Origin of the sequence: Roseomonas populi (assembly GCF_024594815.1) — a bacterium.
In the GTDB taxonomy this organism is placed as follows: domain Bacteria; phylum Pseudomonadota; class Alphaproteobacteria; order Acetobacterales; family Acetobacteraceae; genus Roseomonas; species Roseomonas populi.
Genome location: NZ_JANJOU010000017.1, coordinates 122,855 through 136,239, shown reverse-complemented (window position 1 = coordinate 136,239; position 13,385 = coordinate 122,855). Strand labels below are relative to the sequence as shown.

Genomic DNA, 13,385 nt, shown 5'->3' with positions numbered 1-13,385 from the left:
CCCCCCCGCCCGCCCCCCCCCCCCCCCCCCCCCCCCCCCCCCCCCCCCCCCCCCCCCCCCCCCCCCCCCCCCCCCCCCCCCCCCCCCCCCCCCCCCCCCCCCCCCCCCCCCCGACAGACCGTCAGCCCAAGGCCAGCGCCTCGATCGCGATCGGGAAGCGCCGCACGCGCACGCCTGTCGCATGCCACACGGCGTTGGCGACAGCGCCGGCCGAGCCGGTGATGCCGATCTCGCCCACGCCCTTGATGCCAAGGGCGTTCACGTGCGGGTCGTGCTCCTCCACCAGGATGGCTTCCACCGAGGGCACGTCGGCGTTCACGGGGATGTGGTACTCGGCAAGGTTCGCGTTCATCACGCGGCCGGAGCGCGGGTCCATCACGGCGGCCTCGTGCAGGGCGAAGGAGACGCCCCAGATCATCCCGCCGTAGTACTGGCTACGCACCAGGCGCGGGTTGATGACCGTGCCGGCGGCGAAGGCGCCGACGAGGCGCGTGGCGCGCACCTGTCCGAGCTCGGGGTCCACCTTCACCTCGGCGAAGACGGCGCCGTGGGAGTGCATGGAGTAGTGCTCCTGCGCGGCGGGATCCATCGCGCCGCGGCCCTTGCCCTCGATCTCGTCCAGCCCGGCGCGGGCCAGGATGTCCGCGTAGCTCTCGCTGCGCGCTTCGTCGTCGCGCCGCAGCAGCCGGCCGTTGCGGGCGATCACACCGGCATTGCCGGCGCCGAAAAGCGGGGATCGCTCGTCGGCCATTGCCAGTTCCGCCAGCTTCGCAACAACGTCCTCGCCGGCGCTCCGCAGGGCGGATCCTGCCGTGGCGGTGTGGGCGGAGCCCCCGGCGATGCCGGCATCGGGCAGCTTGGAGTCGCCCGCGCGGAACTCGATGCGGTCGATGTCCAGGCCCATGCTGTCGGCGGCGATCTGGGCCAGCGCGGTCCAGGCGCCCTGGCCCATGTCGTGCGCGCCGGTCTCGGCCACGCCGCTGCCGTCCCGCCGCAGCACGGCGCGGGCCTGGGCGCCGAACATCAGGGCGGGGAAGGTCGCGGTGCCCATGCCCCAGCCCACCAGCAGTCCGTTCTCATCGCGCATGCTGCGGGGTGCCAGGGGGCGTCCCTCCCAGCCGAAGGCGGCCGCGCCCTGCGCGTAGCACTCCCGCAGCGCCTTGGAGGAGAAGGGCCTGCCGGAGGCCGGGTCCACCTCGGCGTAGTTCCGCAGGCGGAACTCCAGCGGATCCATGCCCAGCGCCTCGGCCATCTCGTCGATCGCGCTCTCCAGCGCGATGCTGCCGCTCGCCTCGCCGGGGGCGCGCATGAAGGTGGGCGTGCCGGTGTCCAGCCGCACCGCGTCCGTCGTCGTCTCGATGGCGGGCGCGGCGTAGAGGGTGTGGGTGACACCCACGGCAGGCTCGAAGAAGTCGTCGTAGCGGCTGCTGGCGGTGCGGACGTGGTGCGCGATCGCCGTCAGCGCGCCCTTGCTGTCCGTGCCCATGCGGAAGGTCTGGCGCGTGGGCGCGCGGTGCCCCACGGGGCCGTACATCTGGGGGCGCGACAGCACGAGCTTCACCGGCCGCCCCACCATACGCGCGGCGAGGATGCCGAGGAGCTGCGGGCCGGAGATCAGCCCCTTGGAGCCGAACCCGCCGCCGAGGAAGGGGCTGCGGACGTGGACGTTCTCCGGCGGGATGCCGAAGATTCCGGCGATGCGCATCACGGCGAAGGCAAGGCCCTGGCTCGGCGTATCCACCGTCACGCGGTCGCCGTCCCAGGCGGCCACCACGGCGTGCGGCTCCATCGCGTTGTGGTACTGCGCGGGGGTGTCGTATGTGGCGGAGATGCCGGCCTCCGCGGCGGCCAGGCCGGCCTCCGCGTCGCCGTGCTGCATGTTCGGCGCGTTGCCGACGCCGATGGCGGCGGGGGTGAAGACATCGGCGCCGTCCAGCCCGGCCTGCACCGCCTCGGCCTCGTAGCGTGGCGCGAGCAGCCGGGCACCCTCTGTTGCCGCCTCCAGGGTCTCCGCTACCACCACGGCGATCGGCTGGCCGGCGTAGCGCACGCGGTCGTTCTGCAGCAGCTCCTGGCGGAAGCTGAAGGGGCCGGCCTTCTCGTCCGGGTCCATCGCCAGGGCAGGGCGGTTGGCGGGGGTGATCACCTCCACCACGCCGGGATGGGCCTTCGCGGCGGCCAGGTCCAGCGCCGCCACGCAACCGCGGGCGATGGTGCTGACGGCCAGCACGGCGTGCAGCAGGCCTGGCGGGTTGTTGTCGGCCGCGTAGGTCGCGGCGCCCGTGACCTTCAGCGGGCCGTCGCGGCGCGTCAGCGGCTGGCCGATGCTGGAACCGTGCCGGAGCTGGATGACGGATTCAGCCATGGAGAGCACCTCCTGAAACGGGGGCCATGGGGGAGGCGGGAAGGGCGGGGATGCGCTCCGGCGTGCCGGCGGCGGCGAGTGCCAGGGCGCGCGCGGCGATGCGGCGCGCCAGCTCGATCTTGAAGCCGTTCTCGCCGGAGGGGCGCGCCCCTTCCAGCGCCGCCTCCGCCGCGCGGCGGAAGGTGGCCGCCTCGGGGCGGGCGCCGGCGAGCACGGCCTCCGCCTCCCGCGCGCGCCAGGGCTTCAGCGCGACGCCGCCGAGCGCGAGCCGCGCCTCGGCGATCGTGCCGCCCTCCATCCGCAGCATGGCGGCGGCGGAGACGACGGCGAAGGCGTAGGAAGTGCGCTCGCGCAGCTTCACGTAGCGGGCATGGGCGGCGAAGGCATCGGCGCCGGGCGGCAGGCGCAGCGCCACCACCAGCTCGCCCGGCGCCAGCACGCTCTCGCGCTCCGGCGTCTCGCCGGGGAGGAGGTGGAACTCCTCAAGCGGCACCTCGCGCCGTCCCGCCGGCCCCTCGATCTCGACGATCGCGCCGAGAGCCACCAGCGGCACGCAGAAGTCGGAGGGGTGGGTGGCAATGCAGCGCTCGCTCCAGCCCAGCACGGCGTGCAGGCGGTTCTCGCCCTCCAGCGCGTCGCAGCCGGCGCCGGGCTCGCGCTTGTTGCAGGCGCTGGCGGGGTCGTAGAAGTACGCGCAGCGCGTGCGCTGCAGCAGGTTGCCGCCAACCGTCGCCGCGTTGCGCAGCTGCGCGGAGGCGCCGGAGAGCAGGGCCTCCGCCACCGCCGGGAAGCGGCGCGCGAAGTCGCGGTCATGCGCCAGGTCGGCGTTGCGCACCCGCGCGCCGATCCGCAGCGCGCCGTCCGGCAGCGCCTCGATCCCGTCCAGCCCGGGCAGGCGGCTGACATCCACCAGCCGCTCCGGCCGGACGACGCCGCCCTTCATGAGGTCCAGCAGGTTCGTCCCCGCCGCGAGATAGGCGCTGCCCGGCACGGAAGCGGCCGCGACGGCCTCGGCCACCGTGGAGGGGCGCAGGTAGTCGAAGCGGTTCATGCCGCCTCCTCCCAGCCGTCCTGGCCCATTCGGCGCTGGGCCTCCAGCACCGCCTCGGTGATGCCTTTGTAGGCGGCGCAGCGGCAAAGGTTGCCGCTCATGCCCTCCCGCACCCGCTCGGGGTCGTCGCCGGCCTGGCCCTCGCCGATCAGCCCCACCGCACTCATGATCTGGCCGGGGGTGCAGTATCCGCACTGGAAGGCGTCGTGCTCGATGAAGGCGGCCTGCACGGGGTGCAGCGCCCCGTCCCGCGCCAGCCCCTCGATCGTCACCACCTCGGCGCCGTCGTGGCTGATGGCGAGGGCGAGGCAGGAGTTCACGCGCCGTCCGTCCAGCAGCACGGTGCAGGCGCCGCACTGGCCGCGGTCGCAGCCCTTCTTGCTGCCCGTCAGGTCCAGGCGCTCGCGCAGCAGGTCGAGCAGCGTGACGCGCGGGTCGTCCAGCTCGACGCGCCGTGGCTCGCCGTTGACGGTGAGGGTGATGGACCAACTCATGCTGGGCCTCCGATGGGTGCTGTGCGCCACCATCCGCCCGTGCGCCCGCCATGCTCCGGAAACGGCCATGCGACCTTTCCTGGATGGGGCTGGACGAAAGGGTCGTGGCGGCGTTGAAGAACCGGGCGCGGGATGGGTGGTGAGTACCGTCCCCACGTCCTGCGGGTTAGAATATGGAGGGTGCCTCCGTTTGCAAGAGGCGAATGATGAGGGCCGTGTGAAATCGGGTGCCCGGGCCGGGGACGGGCGCAAGCCCCGCGCCGACGCCATCCGCAACCGCGAGCGCGTGCTGGAGGCGGCGAAGGCGGTGTTCAGCCAGGGCGGCCCGGCCGCGAGCCTGGAGGGGGTGGCGCGGCAGGCGGGGGTGGGGATCGGCACGCTGTACCGGCACTTCCCGACGCGGGAGGCCCTCTTCGAGGCGGTGTACCGGCGGGAGGTGGAGCAGCTCGTCGAACTGGTGCAGGCCCTGAAGGCGGAAGCGAGCCCCGCGGAGGCGCTGCGCCTCTGGCTGCGGGCCAACGTGGCCTTTGTGGCCACGAAGAAGGGCATGCTGGCCGCCCTCGCCCTGGCGACGCAGAAGAACCCGGACTTGATGGCCTACTCGTCGGACCGCCTCACCCAGGCCGTGGGAGAGCTGCTGGCGCGCGGTGCCGCGGCCGGCGAGATCCGGGACGACATCGGGCCGGAGGATGTTCTCCGGGCGCTGATCGGCATGTGCTACGCCCAGGACAGGCCGGACTGGCAGGACAGCGTGCTGCGGCTGATCGACGTCTTCGTGGACGGGCTGCGCCTCCGGGGGCAGCCGCCCGGCTGAGGCGCCGCCCCTCGGTCATCCCATCCGCGGCGGCCCGGACACCGAGGTGGTCCGGGGAATCGACCCGCCTCAGATCGGGCAGACCCCGCTTGCGCACTGGAGGTGCGCCCAGTCCACCGCCTCGCGCACCGCCCCGTCCGCGATGCCCTCCACGATGGCGGCGAAGCGGCCGGCGGGCACCTCCTCCTCGGGCAGGTACTCGTAGCCCAGCTCGTGGTCCGGGCGGCTGGGGAGGACGGAGCAGCAACGGATGCGCGGCTGCTCGGCGGCCGTGATGGCGCGGAAGGCGTCCAGGTCCACCTGGTCCGTGTAAACCTTCAGCGTGTAGCTGACCTGGTTGCCCTGGTGCTCGCCGATCCAGTGGCGCTCCAGCAGGCGCAGCCACGCGTACTGCTCGGCGGGGCTCGCCTCCGGGGCGGTGACGAGCTTCGGGCCGAGGCCCAGGCGCAGCGCCAGCGGCACGGTGGGGAAGCCCACGATGCTCATGCCGGGGAAGCTGCGGAGGGTCCGGGCAGGGTAGCCCCGGGCCTCGTATTCCGGGAGGAGCGGGTCGGTGCCGGGCAGCCACTCGCCCGTGGCGGCGTCCTTGGTGCCCTTGAACTGCACCCAGCGGAGATACTGGCGGCGGGCGGGCAGGTGGGCGCCCTCGGTCAGGCCGAAGAGCTTGCTGGTGGTGCCGGCAGGCTTCACCGTTGTGACGGTGACCGGGCGGGCCATGCCGAGCGCGTCGGCGTAGTCGTTCGCCTCCGCCTTGGCGGCCTCGGAGAGGCGGGCGAGGGCGCCCCAGAAGGGGCGGGACCGGGCCTCGTCCAGCAAGTCATGGAAGCCCAGGCCGAAGCGCATCCAGGCCCATTCGTGCAGGCCGGTGGGGCCGATGCCGATGCGGTTGGTACGCCGCACCTCCTCGCCGTAGAGCGCATCCATGCGGTTGGCGCGGATGAGGAAGCGCACGCCCAGCCGCACGCTCTCCTCCACCCGCGCGTCCCAGAGGGCGGCCACGTCGCCGGGTGCCTCGCCGGGGGCGAAGCTGTCGAGATCAGCGGGGCAGGCCAGCAGGGGGGCGAAGTCCGCGATCACGCAGTAGCCGCCGGTGACGTGCAGGGTGATCTCGCCGCAGGGATTGGTCGTCACGGGGAAGCGGGCGGTGGCGGCGCGGCGGGCGGCCTCGGCCAGCAGCGGGGCGGCGTGGTCCACCTGATAGCGGGCGCTGCGGAAATCCCGGCCATCGGCGTGGACGGGCTTGTCCCAGGCGGTGCCGGTGCGGACATCCTCCAGCCGGTCGCCGTTGATGAAGCCGGGCTCGCCGTTGATGTAGGCGCAGCGCGTGGCCTCGGCGAACACCGCCTTCGCATGGGCGGTCAGCGGGTCCGCGTCCTCCGGGCCGTTCACGCGGCCCCAGAATTCGGCATCCACCATCACCGAGTTGTTGGCGGTCCAGAGCCCGCCCTCGGACTTGGCGCGGATGAAGCGGAGAACGCCCGGGTCGCGCCAGGACTTGGTGGCCATGCGCGCGGCGCGGCGGGCGCCGCCCACCTGCACCTCGACCGAGAGGTGGTGGTCCACCAGCAGCGCCTGCTCCCAGGGCTCCATGCCGCCGGCGCGGGCGGGCTCCAGCACGTGGCGGCGGATGTTCAGCAGCCCGCGCAGCAGGGAGACGGGGCCGGAGGCCGGGCGCCCCTGCATGCCGCGGATGGGGCTGCCGGCCGGGCGCACATCCGAAAGGTCCATCACCAGCACGCGGTCGCGCTCGCCCGCGAAGGCCATGGCCTCCAGCCTCTCCACGGCCTTGGCCCAGCCCTCCCGGCTGTCCGCCACGCGGTGGATGATGGCGCCCTCCGGCGCGGCGGCGAGGTCGGACAGCAGCTCGGCCGCCAGGAAGTCCCGCACCCTCGCCTCCGCGGCGGCGTCGAAGCCGGCATCGTCCGTGCCCCAGGGCAGAAGGTTCAGCTCCGTCCCGAAGCGGCGCAGCGCGGCCCGGTCCCTCGGGTAGTCGGCATGGTCAGGGGAAAGGTGCAGCAGCAGGGTCGGCGCCCCCGCCCAGTCCACGGGGCAGAGCGCGTCGTCATAGGCCCGGCCGACGCCGGAGCCGTTCAGCAGAAGGTAGAACTCGGCGAAGGAGGCGATGGCGGTCGCGCAGTTGGTGAAGACCTCCATGTTCCGCCCGGCCTGCCCCGCATCCCCGTGCTGCAGGTGGCGGCCGGAGGTGAGCAGCGCGCCGGTGGCGATGGCGTTCCGCAGCCGCGCCCGCTCCCGCATGTCCGGCGCGGGCGCCAGGGCGGTGTTCCCCGCCGCCACCCGGTCCGCCACGCGGCCGAAATCCTCCCCGTCCTCCGGCCGGAAGACGGTGCGGCGGCCCACCGCCACGCCCATGCCCTCGTCCAGCGCGCGCGCGGGCAGCGGCGCCTCGCCGAAGGCGGCGCCGGGCAGCAAGGCCGCCATGCGGGGGTGGGTGTGGAAGCCGTCCATCGGCACGCTCCGGATCTTCGCATCGGGGTGGCGCGTGGCCCTGGGGGCTCGCGCGTCCGGGCCGCGAATCGGCCCTGAAAACACTATATCCTGTGGGTGCCACTGGTCACACCACACAAGATGATGTTTCCGGGCCAGGAATCAACTGGCCCCGCCCGATAGGCGCGACTCGTTGGCTTCTGCCGATTCGCGGCTTGGCGGGGCGGCCCTGGGCCGGTCAGATCACCCCATGCAGAACGCTCTCAACGCCGCCCTGGCCGACCGGTTGGCCCTCATCGCCCTCGGCCATGTGGAGCGGGAGTACCCGAACAAGCCCGGACACGTGCTGGCGGGGCCGGCGGATGCCCGCACCCCGGCGGATCTCCACCCGGTCTTCTTCGGCAGCTACGACTGGCACTCCTGCGTCCACGGCTACTGGATGCTGGCGCGCCTGCTGCGTCGCTTCCCTGCCATGGAGGCCGCCTCCGCCATCCGCGCCCTGTTCGAGCGCCGGATCACGCCGGAGGCCGTGGCGGGGGAGGTGGCCTACCTCGCCGCCCCCGGCGCTCGGGGCTTCGAGCGCCCCTATGGCTGGGGCTGGCTGCTGGCCCTGGCCGCCGAGCTGGCCCGGCACGACGCCCCCTGGGCCGCCACCCTGTCCCCCCTGGCCGAGAGCTTCGCGCAACGCTTCCGCGACTTCCTGCCCCTCGCCACCTATCCCGTACGCGTCGGCGCCCACCCCAACACCGCCTTCGGCCTGCTGATGGCCGCGGACTTCATGGTGGCCGACCTTTCTCTGCTGCGGGGCACCGCCCGGCGCTGGTACGGCGCGGACCGCGCCTGCCCGGCCTGGGGAGAGCCCTCCGGCGACGACTTCCTCTCCCCCGCCCTGATCGAAGCCGCCCTCATGGCCCGCCTCCTGCCGCCCGGGGAGTTCGCGCCCTGGTTCGATGCTTTCCTGCCGGAGATCGCGGCCGGAGAGCCCGCCACCCTCTTCACCCCCGCCACCGTCTCCGACCGGACGGACGGCAAGATCGCCCACCTGGACGGGCTCAACCTCTCGCGCGCCTGGTGCTGGCGCCGCCTGGCCGCGGCGCTGCACCCGGAGGATCCCCGCCGCGCGCCGATGCTCGCCGCGGCGGAGCGGCATCTGGCGGCCGGGCTACCGCACGTGGCCGGGCACTACATGGGCGAGCACTGGCTGGCGAGCTTCGCGGTTCTGGCCATGGAGGGATAAGGCTGGGTGGCCCCAAGGGGCTCCGCCCCCTGGACCCCCGCCAGGAGGCTGAGCCTCCTGGACCTGCATCGGGCTGCCGCGGGACCGATCTGAGACGGGGTCTCCGGTGAGGGTCTCTATCCTGCCCTTGCAGTCGCCTCGGCTCATCGAGCCGAGGCGCACCGTCAGCGATGTTCGGACCAGCTGATAGAAGAAGATGATGGAGAGGGGTCCGGGGAGAGGAAGAATTCCTTCTTCCTCTCCCTGGCCACAGACCGCCAGCGAGAGGCAAGGGCCAGGACGGTTTCCCATCACTCCCAGCCTAGGGCACCGCCACGCTTCCCGTGCTATCCTCCCGCCCGCCGAACGAGAACCGGGGCCACGATGGCCCTGACCGTCCGGAGGGGAACCGCTTGCCACCGCCGCACCCCGCCGCGCCCGCGGCGGACCCTTTGCCGCCCCTGCCCCCGCCGGACCGGCCGCGCCGGCTGCGGGACGTGCTGGCCTTCTGGGGCGTGCTCGCGGCTTTCGGGATCCTCTACCTGGGCTGGGGGGTGGTGGCGCTGGGGCTGTGGGCGGTTCTGCCGGCGGGGCAGGGGGCCGCCTTCGGCCGGCGCGCCATCGGCCGGGGCTTCCGGATCCTGCTGCGGCTGATCGAGCGGGCAGACCTTGCCCGGTTCGACCTCGCGGCGCTCGACGGGCTGCGGGACGCGCGCGGCCTCGTCCTCGTGCCCAACCACCTCTCGATGATTGACGTGATGCTTGTCGTGTCCCGCGTGCCGGATACGGTCTGCATCATGAAGGCGGGGCTGGAGCGGAACCCGTTGCTCGGCGGCGGGCGGCTGGCGGGATACATCCCCAATTCCGGCGGCCTCTCCGTAATCCGGCGCGCCACGGAGGCGCTGCGCGCGGGCGTCAACCTGCTGGTCTTCCCGGAGGGCACGCGCAGCCCGGACGGGCGGGTGGGCCCTTTCCACCCGGGCTTCGCGCTGATGGCCCGCCGCGCCGGCGCGGCGGTGCAGCCCGTGGTGATCGAGAGCAACACGCGCTACCTCGGCAAAGGCTGGCCGATCTGGCGCCGCCCGGCCTTTCCGCTCCGCTACCGCGTGCGGCTGGGAGAGCGCGTGGTGGTAGCCGGCGGAGCGGAAGCCTTCGCGGAAGGGTTGCGCCGGCAGATAGCCGCTGAACTGGGAACCACGCCGCGTTGAGCCGCACGCACCTCGTCGTCATTCCCAGCTTTGACACCGGACCGCGCCTGGCGGAGACGGTTGCGGCCGCGCGCTCCGCCTGGCCCGTGGTGTGGGTGGTGGTGGATGGCAGTACGGACGGCTCGGCGGAGCCGCTGCGGGCCATCCGCGACCCGGGTTTCCGGCTGATCGAGCGGCCGCGCAACGGCGGCAAGGGCGCGGCCATCCGCGACGCGCTGGAGGCGGCCTCCGCCGAGGGCTTCACCCATGCCCTGACCATGGACGCCGATGGCCAGCACCCCGCCGACCGCATCCCCGACTTCATGGCCGAGAGCGCGGCCCACCCGGAGGCCATGATACTCGGCCGCCCCGTCTTCGGGCCGGAGGCGCCGCTGCTCCGTGTGCGGGGCCGCCGCGTCTCCAACTGGTGGGCGGGGCTAGAGACTCTGTGGTGCAGCCGGGGAGGGGAGGCGATCGCGGACAGCCTCTACGGCTTCCGTGTCTATCCCATCGCGCCGCTGCTGCGGATCATGCGCCGCAACCCCTTCATGCGCCGCTACGACTTCGACGCCGAGGCGGTGGTGCGCCTGGCCTGGCGGGGCGTGCCGGTGCGGAACCTGGAGGCGGCCGTGCGCTACTTCACGCCCGACCAGGGCGGCGTCTCCCATTTCCGCTACGGGCGGGACAACCTGCTGCTGACGGGCATGCACACGCGGCTGGTCCTCGGTTTCTTGGCGCGCCTGCCCGTGCTGGCCGCGCGGCGGCTGCGCCTGGGCGCGGGGCGGGGAGCAGGGGGCTGATGCCCGGCTCCCGCATCGCCACATGGCGGGCGATGCCCACTGCCCTCTCCTGGTCTCGCCGCGCCTTCCTCGCCCTGCCGCTGGCCGCCTGCACCCCGCAGATCATCCCCGCCGGCCCCCCGCTCGCCGATCCCGCCCTGGGCGAGGAGGCGCTCGTCATGGCCGATGGCGCGCGGCTGCCCATGCGCGCCTGGCTGCCGGAAGGGGCGCCCCGCGCCGTGCTGCTCTGCCTTCACGGCTTCAACGACAGCCGGAACTTCATGACGGAGCCGGCCCCCGCCCTGAACAAGGCGGGGCTCGCCGTTTATGCATACGACCAGCGCGGCTTCGGGGGCGCGCCAAACCGCGGCGTCTGGCCGGGGGCGGAGACCCTGGCGGACGACGCCGCCGCCGCTGCCCGCCTGCTGAAGGCCCGGCACCCGGACGTCCCCCTCTTTCTCCTGGGAGAGAGCATGGGCGGTGCCGTGCTGCTCCTGGCCGCCGCGCGCCCCGCCCCGCCGCCCGCCTCCGGCTACGTGCTGCTGGCCCCCGCCGTCTGGGGGCGCGCCACCATGCCCGGCATCATGGTCGGGCTGCTCGACTTCTTCTCCCACACCGTCCCGCGCGTTGCCGTCTCCTCCGGCGTGCCGGGGATCACCCCCACCGACAACATGACCGCCCTGCGCCGCATGGCGCGCGACCCCCTGACGATCCGGGAAACCCGGGTGGACGCCACCAAGGGCCTGGTGGACCTGATGGACGACGCCCTGGCGGCGGCGCCGCGCCTGGGCCCGGCCACGCCGCCGGTGCTCCTCGTCTATGGCGCGCGGGACCAGCTCGTGCCGCCCGTGGCCACGCGCGCCCTGCTGGAACGCCTGCCCCCGGACGCCCCGGTGCGGATCGCCTACTACAGCGCCATCCACCACATGCCCTTGCGCGACCTGCAGGCCGCCACCGTGATCGGGGACATGCTGGCCTGGATGGAACGCCCAATTGCCCCGCTCCCCTCCGGCGCGGACGGCGTCGGGCTGGCCTGGGCGCGGCAGGTGGCGGGGTAGTGCGGGAGGCCCCAGGGGGCGTTGCCCCCTGGACCCCCACCAGGAGGCTGAGCCTCCTGGACCTGCATTGGGCTGCCGCGGAACTGGCTTGAGACGGGGCCTCCGGTGAGGGTCTCTATCCTGCCCTTGCAGTCGCCTCGGCTCCACGAGCCGAGGCGCACCGTTAGCGAAGCCCAGACCAGCTGATAGAAAAAGATGATGGAGAGGGGTCCGGGGAGAGGAAGAATTCCTTCTTCCTCTCCCCGGGACAGACCGTCAGCCGGCGATCAGGCCGGCTCCCCCTCCCGCTCCTTCATCATGGCCTGGAACGCCGGCCGGGCCTGGCAGGCGGTGATCCAGGCCTGCACATGGGGTGCGGCCTCGAACAGGCTGCGGTCCGGCTGGGCGTAACGGATGATCTCGGCCAGGTTGATGTCGGCCACGGTGAAGCGGCCGCCCACCAGGAAGCCGTTGCCCTCGGCCAGGGCCTTGTCCAGCACGGCGAAGGGCGCGCGCAGGCGGTCGGCGGCCGCTTCCGGGTCTCGCTTCTGCACGATGGACAGGCAGTCGTCCTCGATGCCCCGGCCCCAGAGGGACCACATGGCCGTCAGCCCTTCCTCCTTCGCATCGCGCGGGCCCAGCGGGCTGCCGGCCTTGCGGGCGAGATAGAGGGTGATGGCGAGGGACTCGTTCAGGACGAAGCCGTCGTCGTCCAGGGCGGGGATCAGGCCGTTGGGATTGATGGCGCGGAAGCCCGGGGATGCGGTGTTGAGCGGCGCGTCCGACGCGGCGGGGTCCTTCAGGCGGTAGGCCTGGATCACCGGCACGCGCTCGAAATCCAGCCCCAGTTCCATCGCGGCCCAGACCGGGCGCGTGGCGCGGGAGCGCAGGCAGCCATAGATGGTCAGGGACATGCGGCATCGCCTTTCTGTTGCGCGGGCGGCCGCGATAGCACGCCCGGGCTGCCGCGCGAATCCGGAAGGGCGCAGCTTGGCGCTTGCCGCTTGGCTCATTCTGCTATAGCAGTTTGCGCGGACGACCAGGAAAGACCCAAGACATGGCATCCTCCAACGACCGCGTCCTGGCGGCGCTGCCCGGCATCTCCGGCATTCTCGTCACGCCTTTCGACTCCGAGGACCGCGTTGCCCCCGCCAAGCTGCGCCCGGTGATCGACCGCGCCGTGAAGGCCGGGGTCCACATCCTCACCGCCAACGGCAACACGGGTGAGTTCTACGGCCTGACCACCGCCGAGGCGGAGACGATGGTCCACGCCGTGGCGGAGATGGTGGAAGGCCGCGTGCCCGTGGTGGCCGGCGTCGGCCGCAGCATCGGGGATGCCGTGGCGCTCGCCCGCGCCTCCCGCGCTGCCGGGGCCTCCGCGCTGATGGTGCACCAGCCGCCCGATCCCTTCGTCGCCCCGCGCGGCGTCGTCTCCTACGTGCAGCGCGTGGCCGAGGCCGGGGACGGGCTGCCCCTCGTCCTCTATCTCCGCAATGACGGCATCGGGCTGGACGCCATCGAGAAGCTCTGCGCCGTGCCCGGCGTGGCCGGTGTGAAGTGGGCCGCGCCCTCGCCCCTCAAGCTCGCCGAGGCCATCCGCCGCGCCGATCCCTCCACCGTCTGGGTGGGCGGGCTGGCCGAGGTCTGGGCGCCACCCTTCACCGCCGTCGGCGCGCGCGGCTTCACCTCCGGCCTCATCAACGTGTGGCCGGAGCATTCCGTGGCCATCCACTCGGCCCTGGCCGCCGGCGACTACGCCCGTGCGAACGAGTTGATCGCCACGATGAGCGCCTTCGAGGAGCTGCGCGCCGAGGAGGGCAACGGCACCAACGTCTCCGTGGTGAAGGCGGCGCTGGCGCTCATGGGCCAGGATTGCGGCCATGTCCGCCCGCCCGGTGCCTGGCCGCTGACCGATCGCCAGGCGACCCTGCTGCAGCAGCGGCTGGGCGAGTGGGGGCTTCTGGCGGGGCGGCAGGCGAACGCGGCCTGATCGCGCC

11 protein-coding genes are annotated in these 13,385 nt (G+C 73.4%); 6 read left to right on the top strand and 5 right to left on the bottom strand.

The annotated features are described in order from the left end of the window. Positions 1 to 121: 121 nt before the first annotated feature. From NRP21_RS18330 to NRP21_RS18320, 3 genes are read right to left on the bottom strand one after another with little or no spacing between them, the layout of a single operon-like run. Complete coding sequence (locus tag NRP21_RS18330) at positions 122 to 2,365, bottom strand: xanthine dehydrogenase family protein molybdopterin-binding subunit (protein WP_257717673.1); 2,244 nt, start codon at positions 2,363 to 2,365, stop codon at positions 122 to 124. Then, positions 2,358 to 3,416, bottom strand: coding sequence for an FAD binding domain-containing protein (locus NRP21_RS18325; protein ID WP_257717672.1), 1,059 nt, complete (start codon positions 3,414 to 3,416; stop codon positions 2,358 to 2,360). Before NRP21_RS18325 ends, NRP21_RS18330 begins: the two co-directional genes overlap by 8 nt. Further along, the gene (locus tag NRP21_RS18320; RefSeq protein WP_257717671.1) at positions 3,413 to 3,910 is read right to left on the bottom strand and encodes a (2Fe-2S)-binding protein; all 498 of its coding nucleotides are present in this window, start codon (positions 3,908 to 3,910) and stop codon (positions 3,413 to 3,415) included. Before NRP21_RS18320 ends, NRP21_RS18325 begins: the two co-directional genes overlap by 4 nt. 217 nt (positions 3,911 to 4,127) lie before the next feature. On the opposite strand from NRP21_RS18320, the gene NRP21_RS18315 reads away from it, so the two are divergent. After that, positions 4,128 to 4,724, top strand: coding sequence for a TetR/AcrR family transcriptional regulator (locus NRP21_RS18315; protein WP_257717670.1), 597 nt, complete (start codon positions 4,128 to 4,130; stop codon positions 4,722 to 4,724). 69 nt (positions 4,725 to 4,793) lie between these two features. On the opposite strand, the gene NRP21_RS18310 is transcribed toward NRP21_RS18315, so the two are convergent. Next, positions 4,794 to 7,190: a recombinase gene (locus NRP21_RS18310; protein WP_257717669.1), complete on the bottom strand. Its 2,397-nt coding sequence runs from the start codon at positions 7,188 to 7,190 to the stop codon at positions 4,794 to 4,796. A gap of 229 nt (positions 7,191 to 7,419) precedes the next feature. Between NRP21_RS18310 and NRP21_RS18305 the strand changes: the two genes are divergently transcribed. From NRP21_RS18305 to NRP21_RS18290, 4 genes are all read left to right on the top strand, one after another. Then, the gene (locus NRP21_RS18305) at positions 7,420 to 8,406 is read left to right on the top strand and encodes a DUF2891 domain-containing protein (RefSeq protein WP_257717668.1); all 987 of its coding nucleotides are present in this window, start codon (positions 7,420 to 7,422) and stop codon (positions 8,404 to 8,406) included. Between the two features lie 392 nt (positions 8,407 to 8,798). Beyond that, on the top strand, positions 8,799 to 9,593 hold the full coding sequence (locus NRP21_RS18300; RefSeq protein WP_257717667.1) for a lysophospholipid acyltransferase family protein: 795 nt from the start codon (positions 8,799 to 8,801) through the stop codon (positions 9,591 to 9,593). Continuing rightward, positions 9,590 to 10,372, top strand: coding sequence for a glycosyltransferase family 2 protein (locus tag NRP21_RS18295; protein ID WP_257717666.1), 783 nt, complete (start codon positions 9,590 to 9,592; stop codon positions 10,370 to 10,372). Before NRP21_RS18300 ends, NRP21_RS18295 begins: the two co-directional genes overlap by 4 nt. Continuing rightward, positions 10,372 to 11,409, top strand: coding sequence for a lysophospholipase (locus NRP21_RS18290; protein ID WP_257717665.1), 1,038 nt, complete (start codon positions 10,372 to 10,374; stop codon positions 11,407 to 11,409). The genes NRP21_RS18295 and NRP21_RS18290 overlap by 1 nt, the downstream gene beginning before the upstream one ends. 266 nt (positions 11,410 to 11,675) lie before the next feature. Here NRP21_RS18290 and NRP21_RS18285 read toward each other — a convergent pair whose 3' ends face one another. Further along, positions 11,676 to 12,302: a glutathione S-transferase family protein gene (locus NRP21_RS18285; protein WP_257717664.1), complete on the bottom strand. Its 627-nt coding sequence runs from the start codon at positions 12,300 to 12,302 to the stop codon at positions 11,676 to 11,678. A gap of 143 nt (positions 12,303 to 12,445) precedes the next feature. On the opposite strand from NRP21_RS18285, the gene NRP21_RS18280 reads away from it, so the two are divergent. Then, the gene (locus tag NRP21_RS18280) at positions 12,446 to 13,378 is read left to right on the top strand and encodes a dihydrodipicolinate synthase family protein (protein ID WP_257717663.1); all 933 of its coding nucleotides are present in this window, start codon (positions 12,446 to 12,448) and stop codon (positions 13,376 to 13,378) included. Positions 13,379 to 13,385: the final 7 nt, after the last annotated feature.

What these genes read in the sequence shown, in the direction of transcription:
- NRP21_RS18330 (WP_257717673.1), bottom strand. Translation starts at nt 2,365, where the DNA reads ATGGCTGAATCCGTCATCCAGCTCCGGCACGGTTCCAGCATCGGCCAG.
- NRP21_RS18325 (WP_257717672.1), bottom strand. Translation starts at nt 3,416, where the DNA reads ATGAACCGCTTCGACTACCTGCGCCCCTCCACGGTGGCCGAGGCCGTC.
- NRP21_RS18320 (WP_257717671.1), bottom strand. Translation starts at nt 3,910, where the DNA reads ATGAGTTGGTCCATCACCCTCACCGTCAACGGCGAGCCACGGCGCGTC.
- NRP21_RS18310 (WP_257717669.1), bottom strand. Translation starts at nt 7,190, where the DNA reads ATGGACGGCTTCCACACCCACCCCCGCATGGCGGCCTTGCTGCCCGGC.
- NRP21_RS18305 (WP_257717668.1), top strand. Translation starts at nt 7,420, where the DNA reads ATGCAGAACGCTCTCAACGCCGCCCTGGCCGACCGGTTGGCCCTCATC.
- NRP21_RS18290 (WP_257717665.1), top strand. Translation starts at nt 10,372, where the DNA reads ATGCCCGGCTCCCGCATCGCCACATGGCGGGCGATGCCCACTGCCCTC.
- NRP21_RS18285 (WP_257717664.1), bottom strand. Translation starts at nt 12,302, where the DNA reads ATGTCCCTGACCATCTATGGCTGCCTGCGCTCCCGCGCCACGCGCCCG.
- NRP21_RS18280 (WP_257717663.1), top strand. Translation starts at nt 12,446, where the DNA reads ATGGCATCCTCCAACGACCGCGTCCTGGCGGCGCTGCCCGGCATCTCC.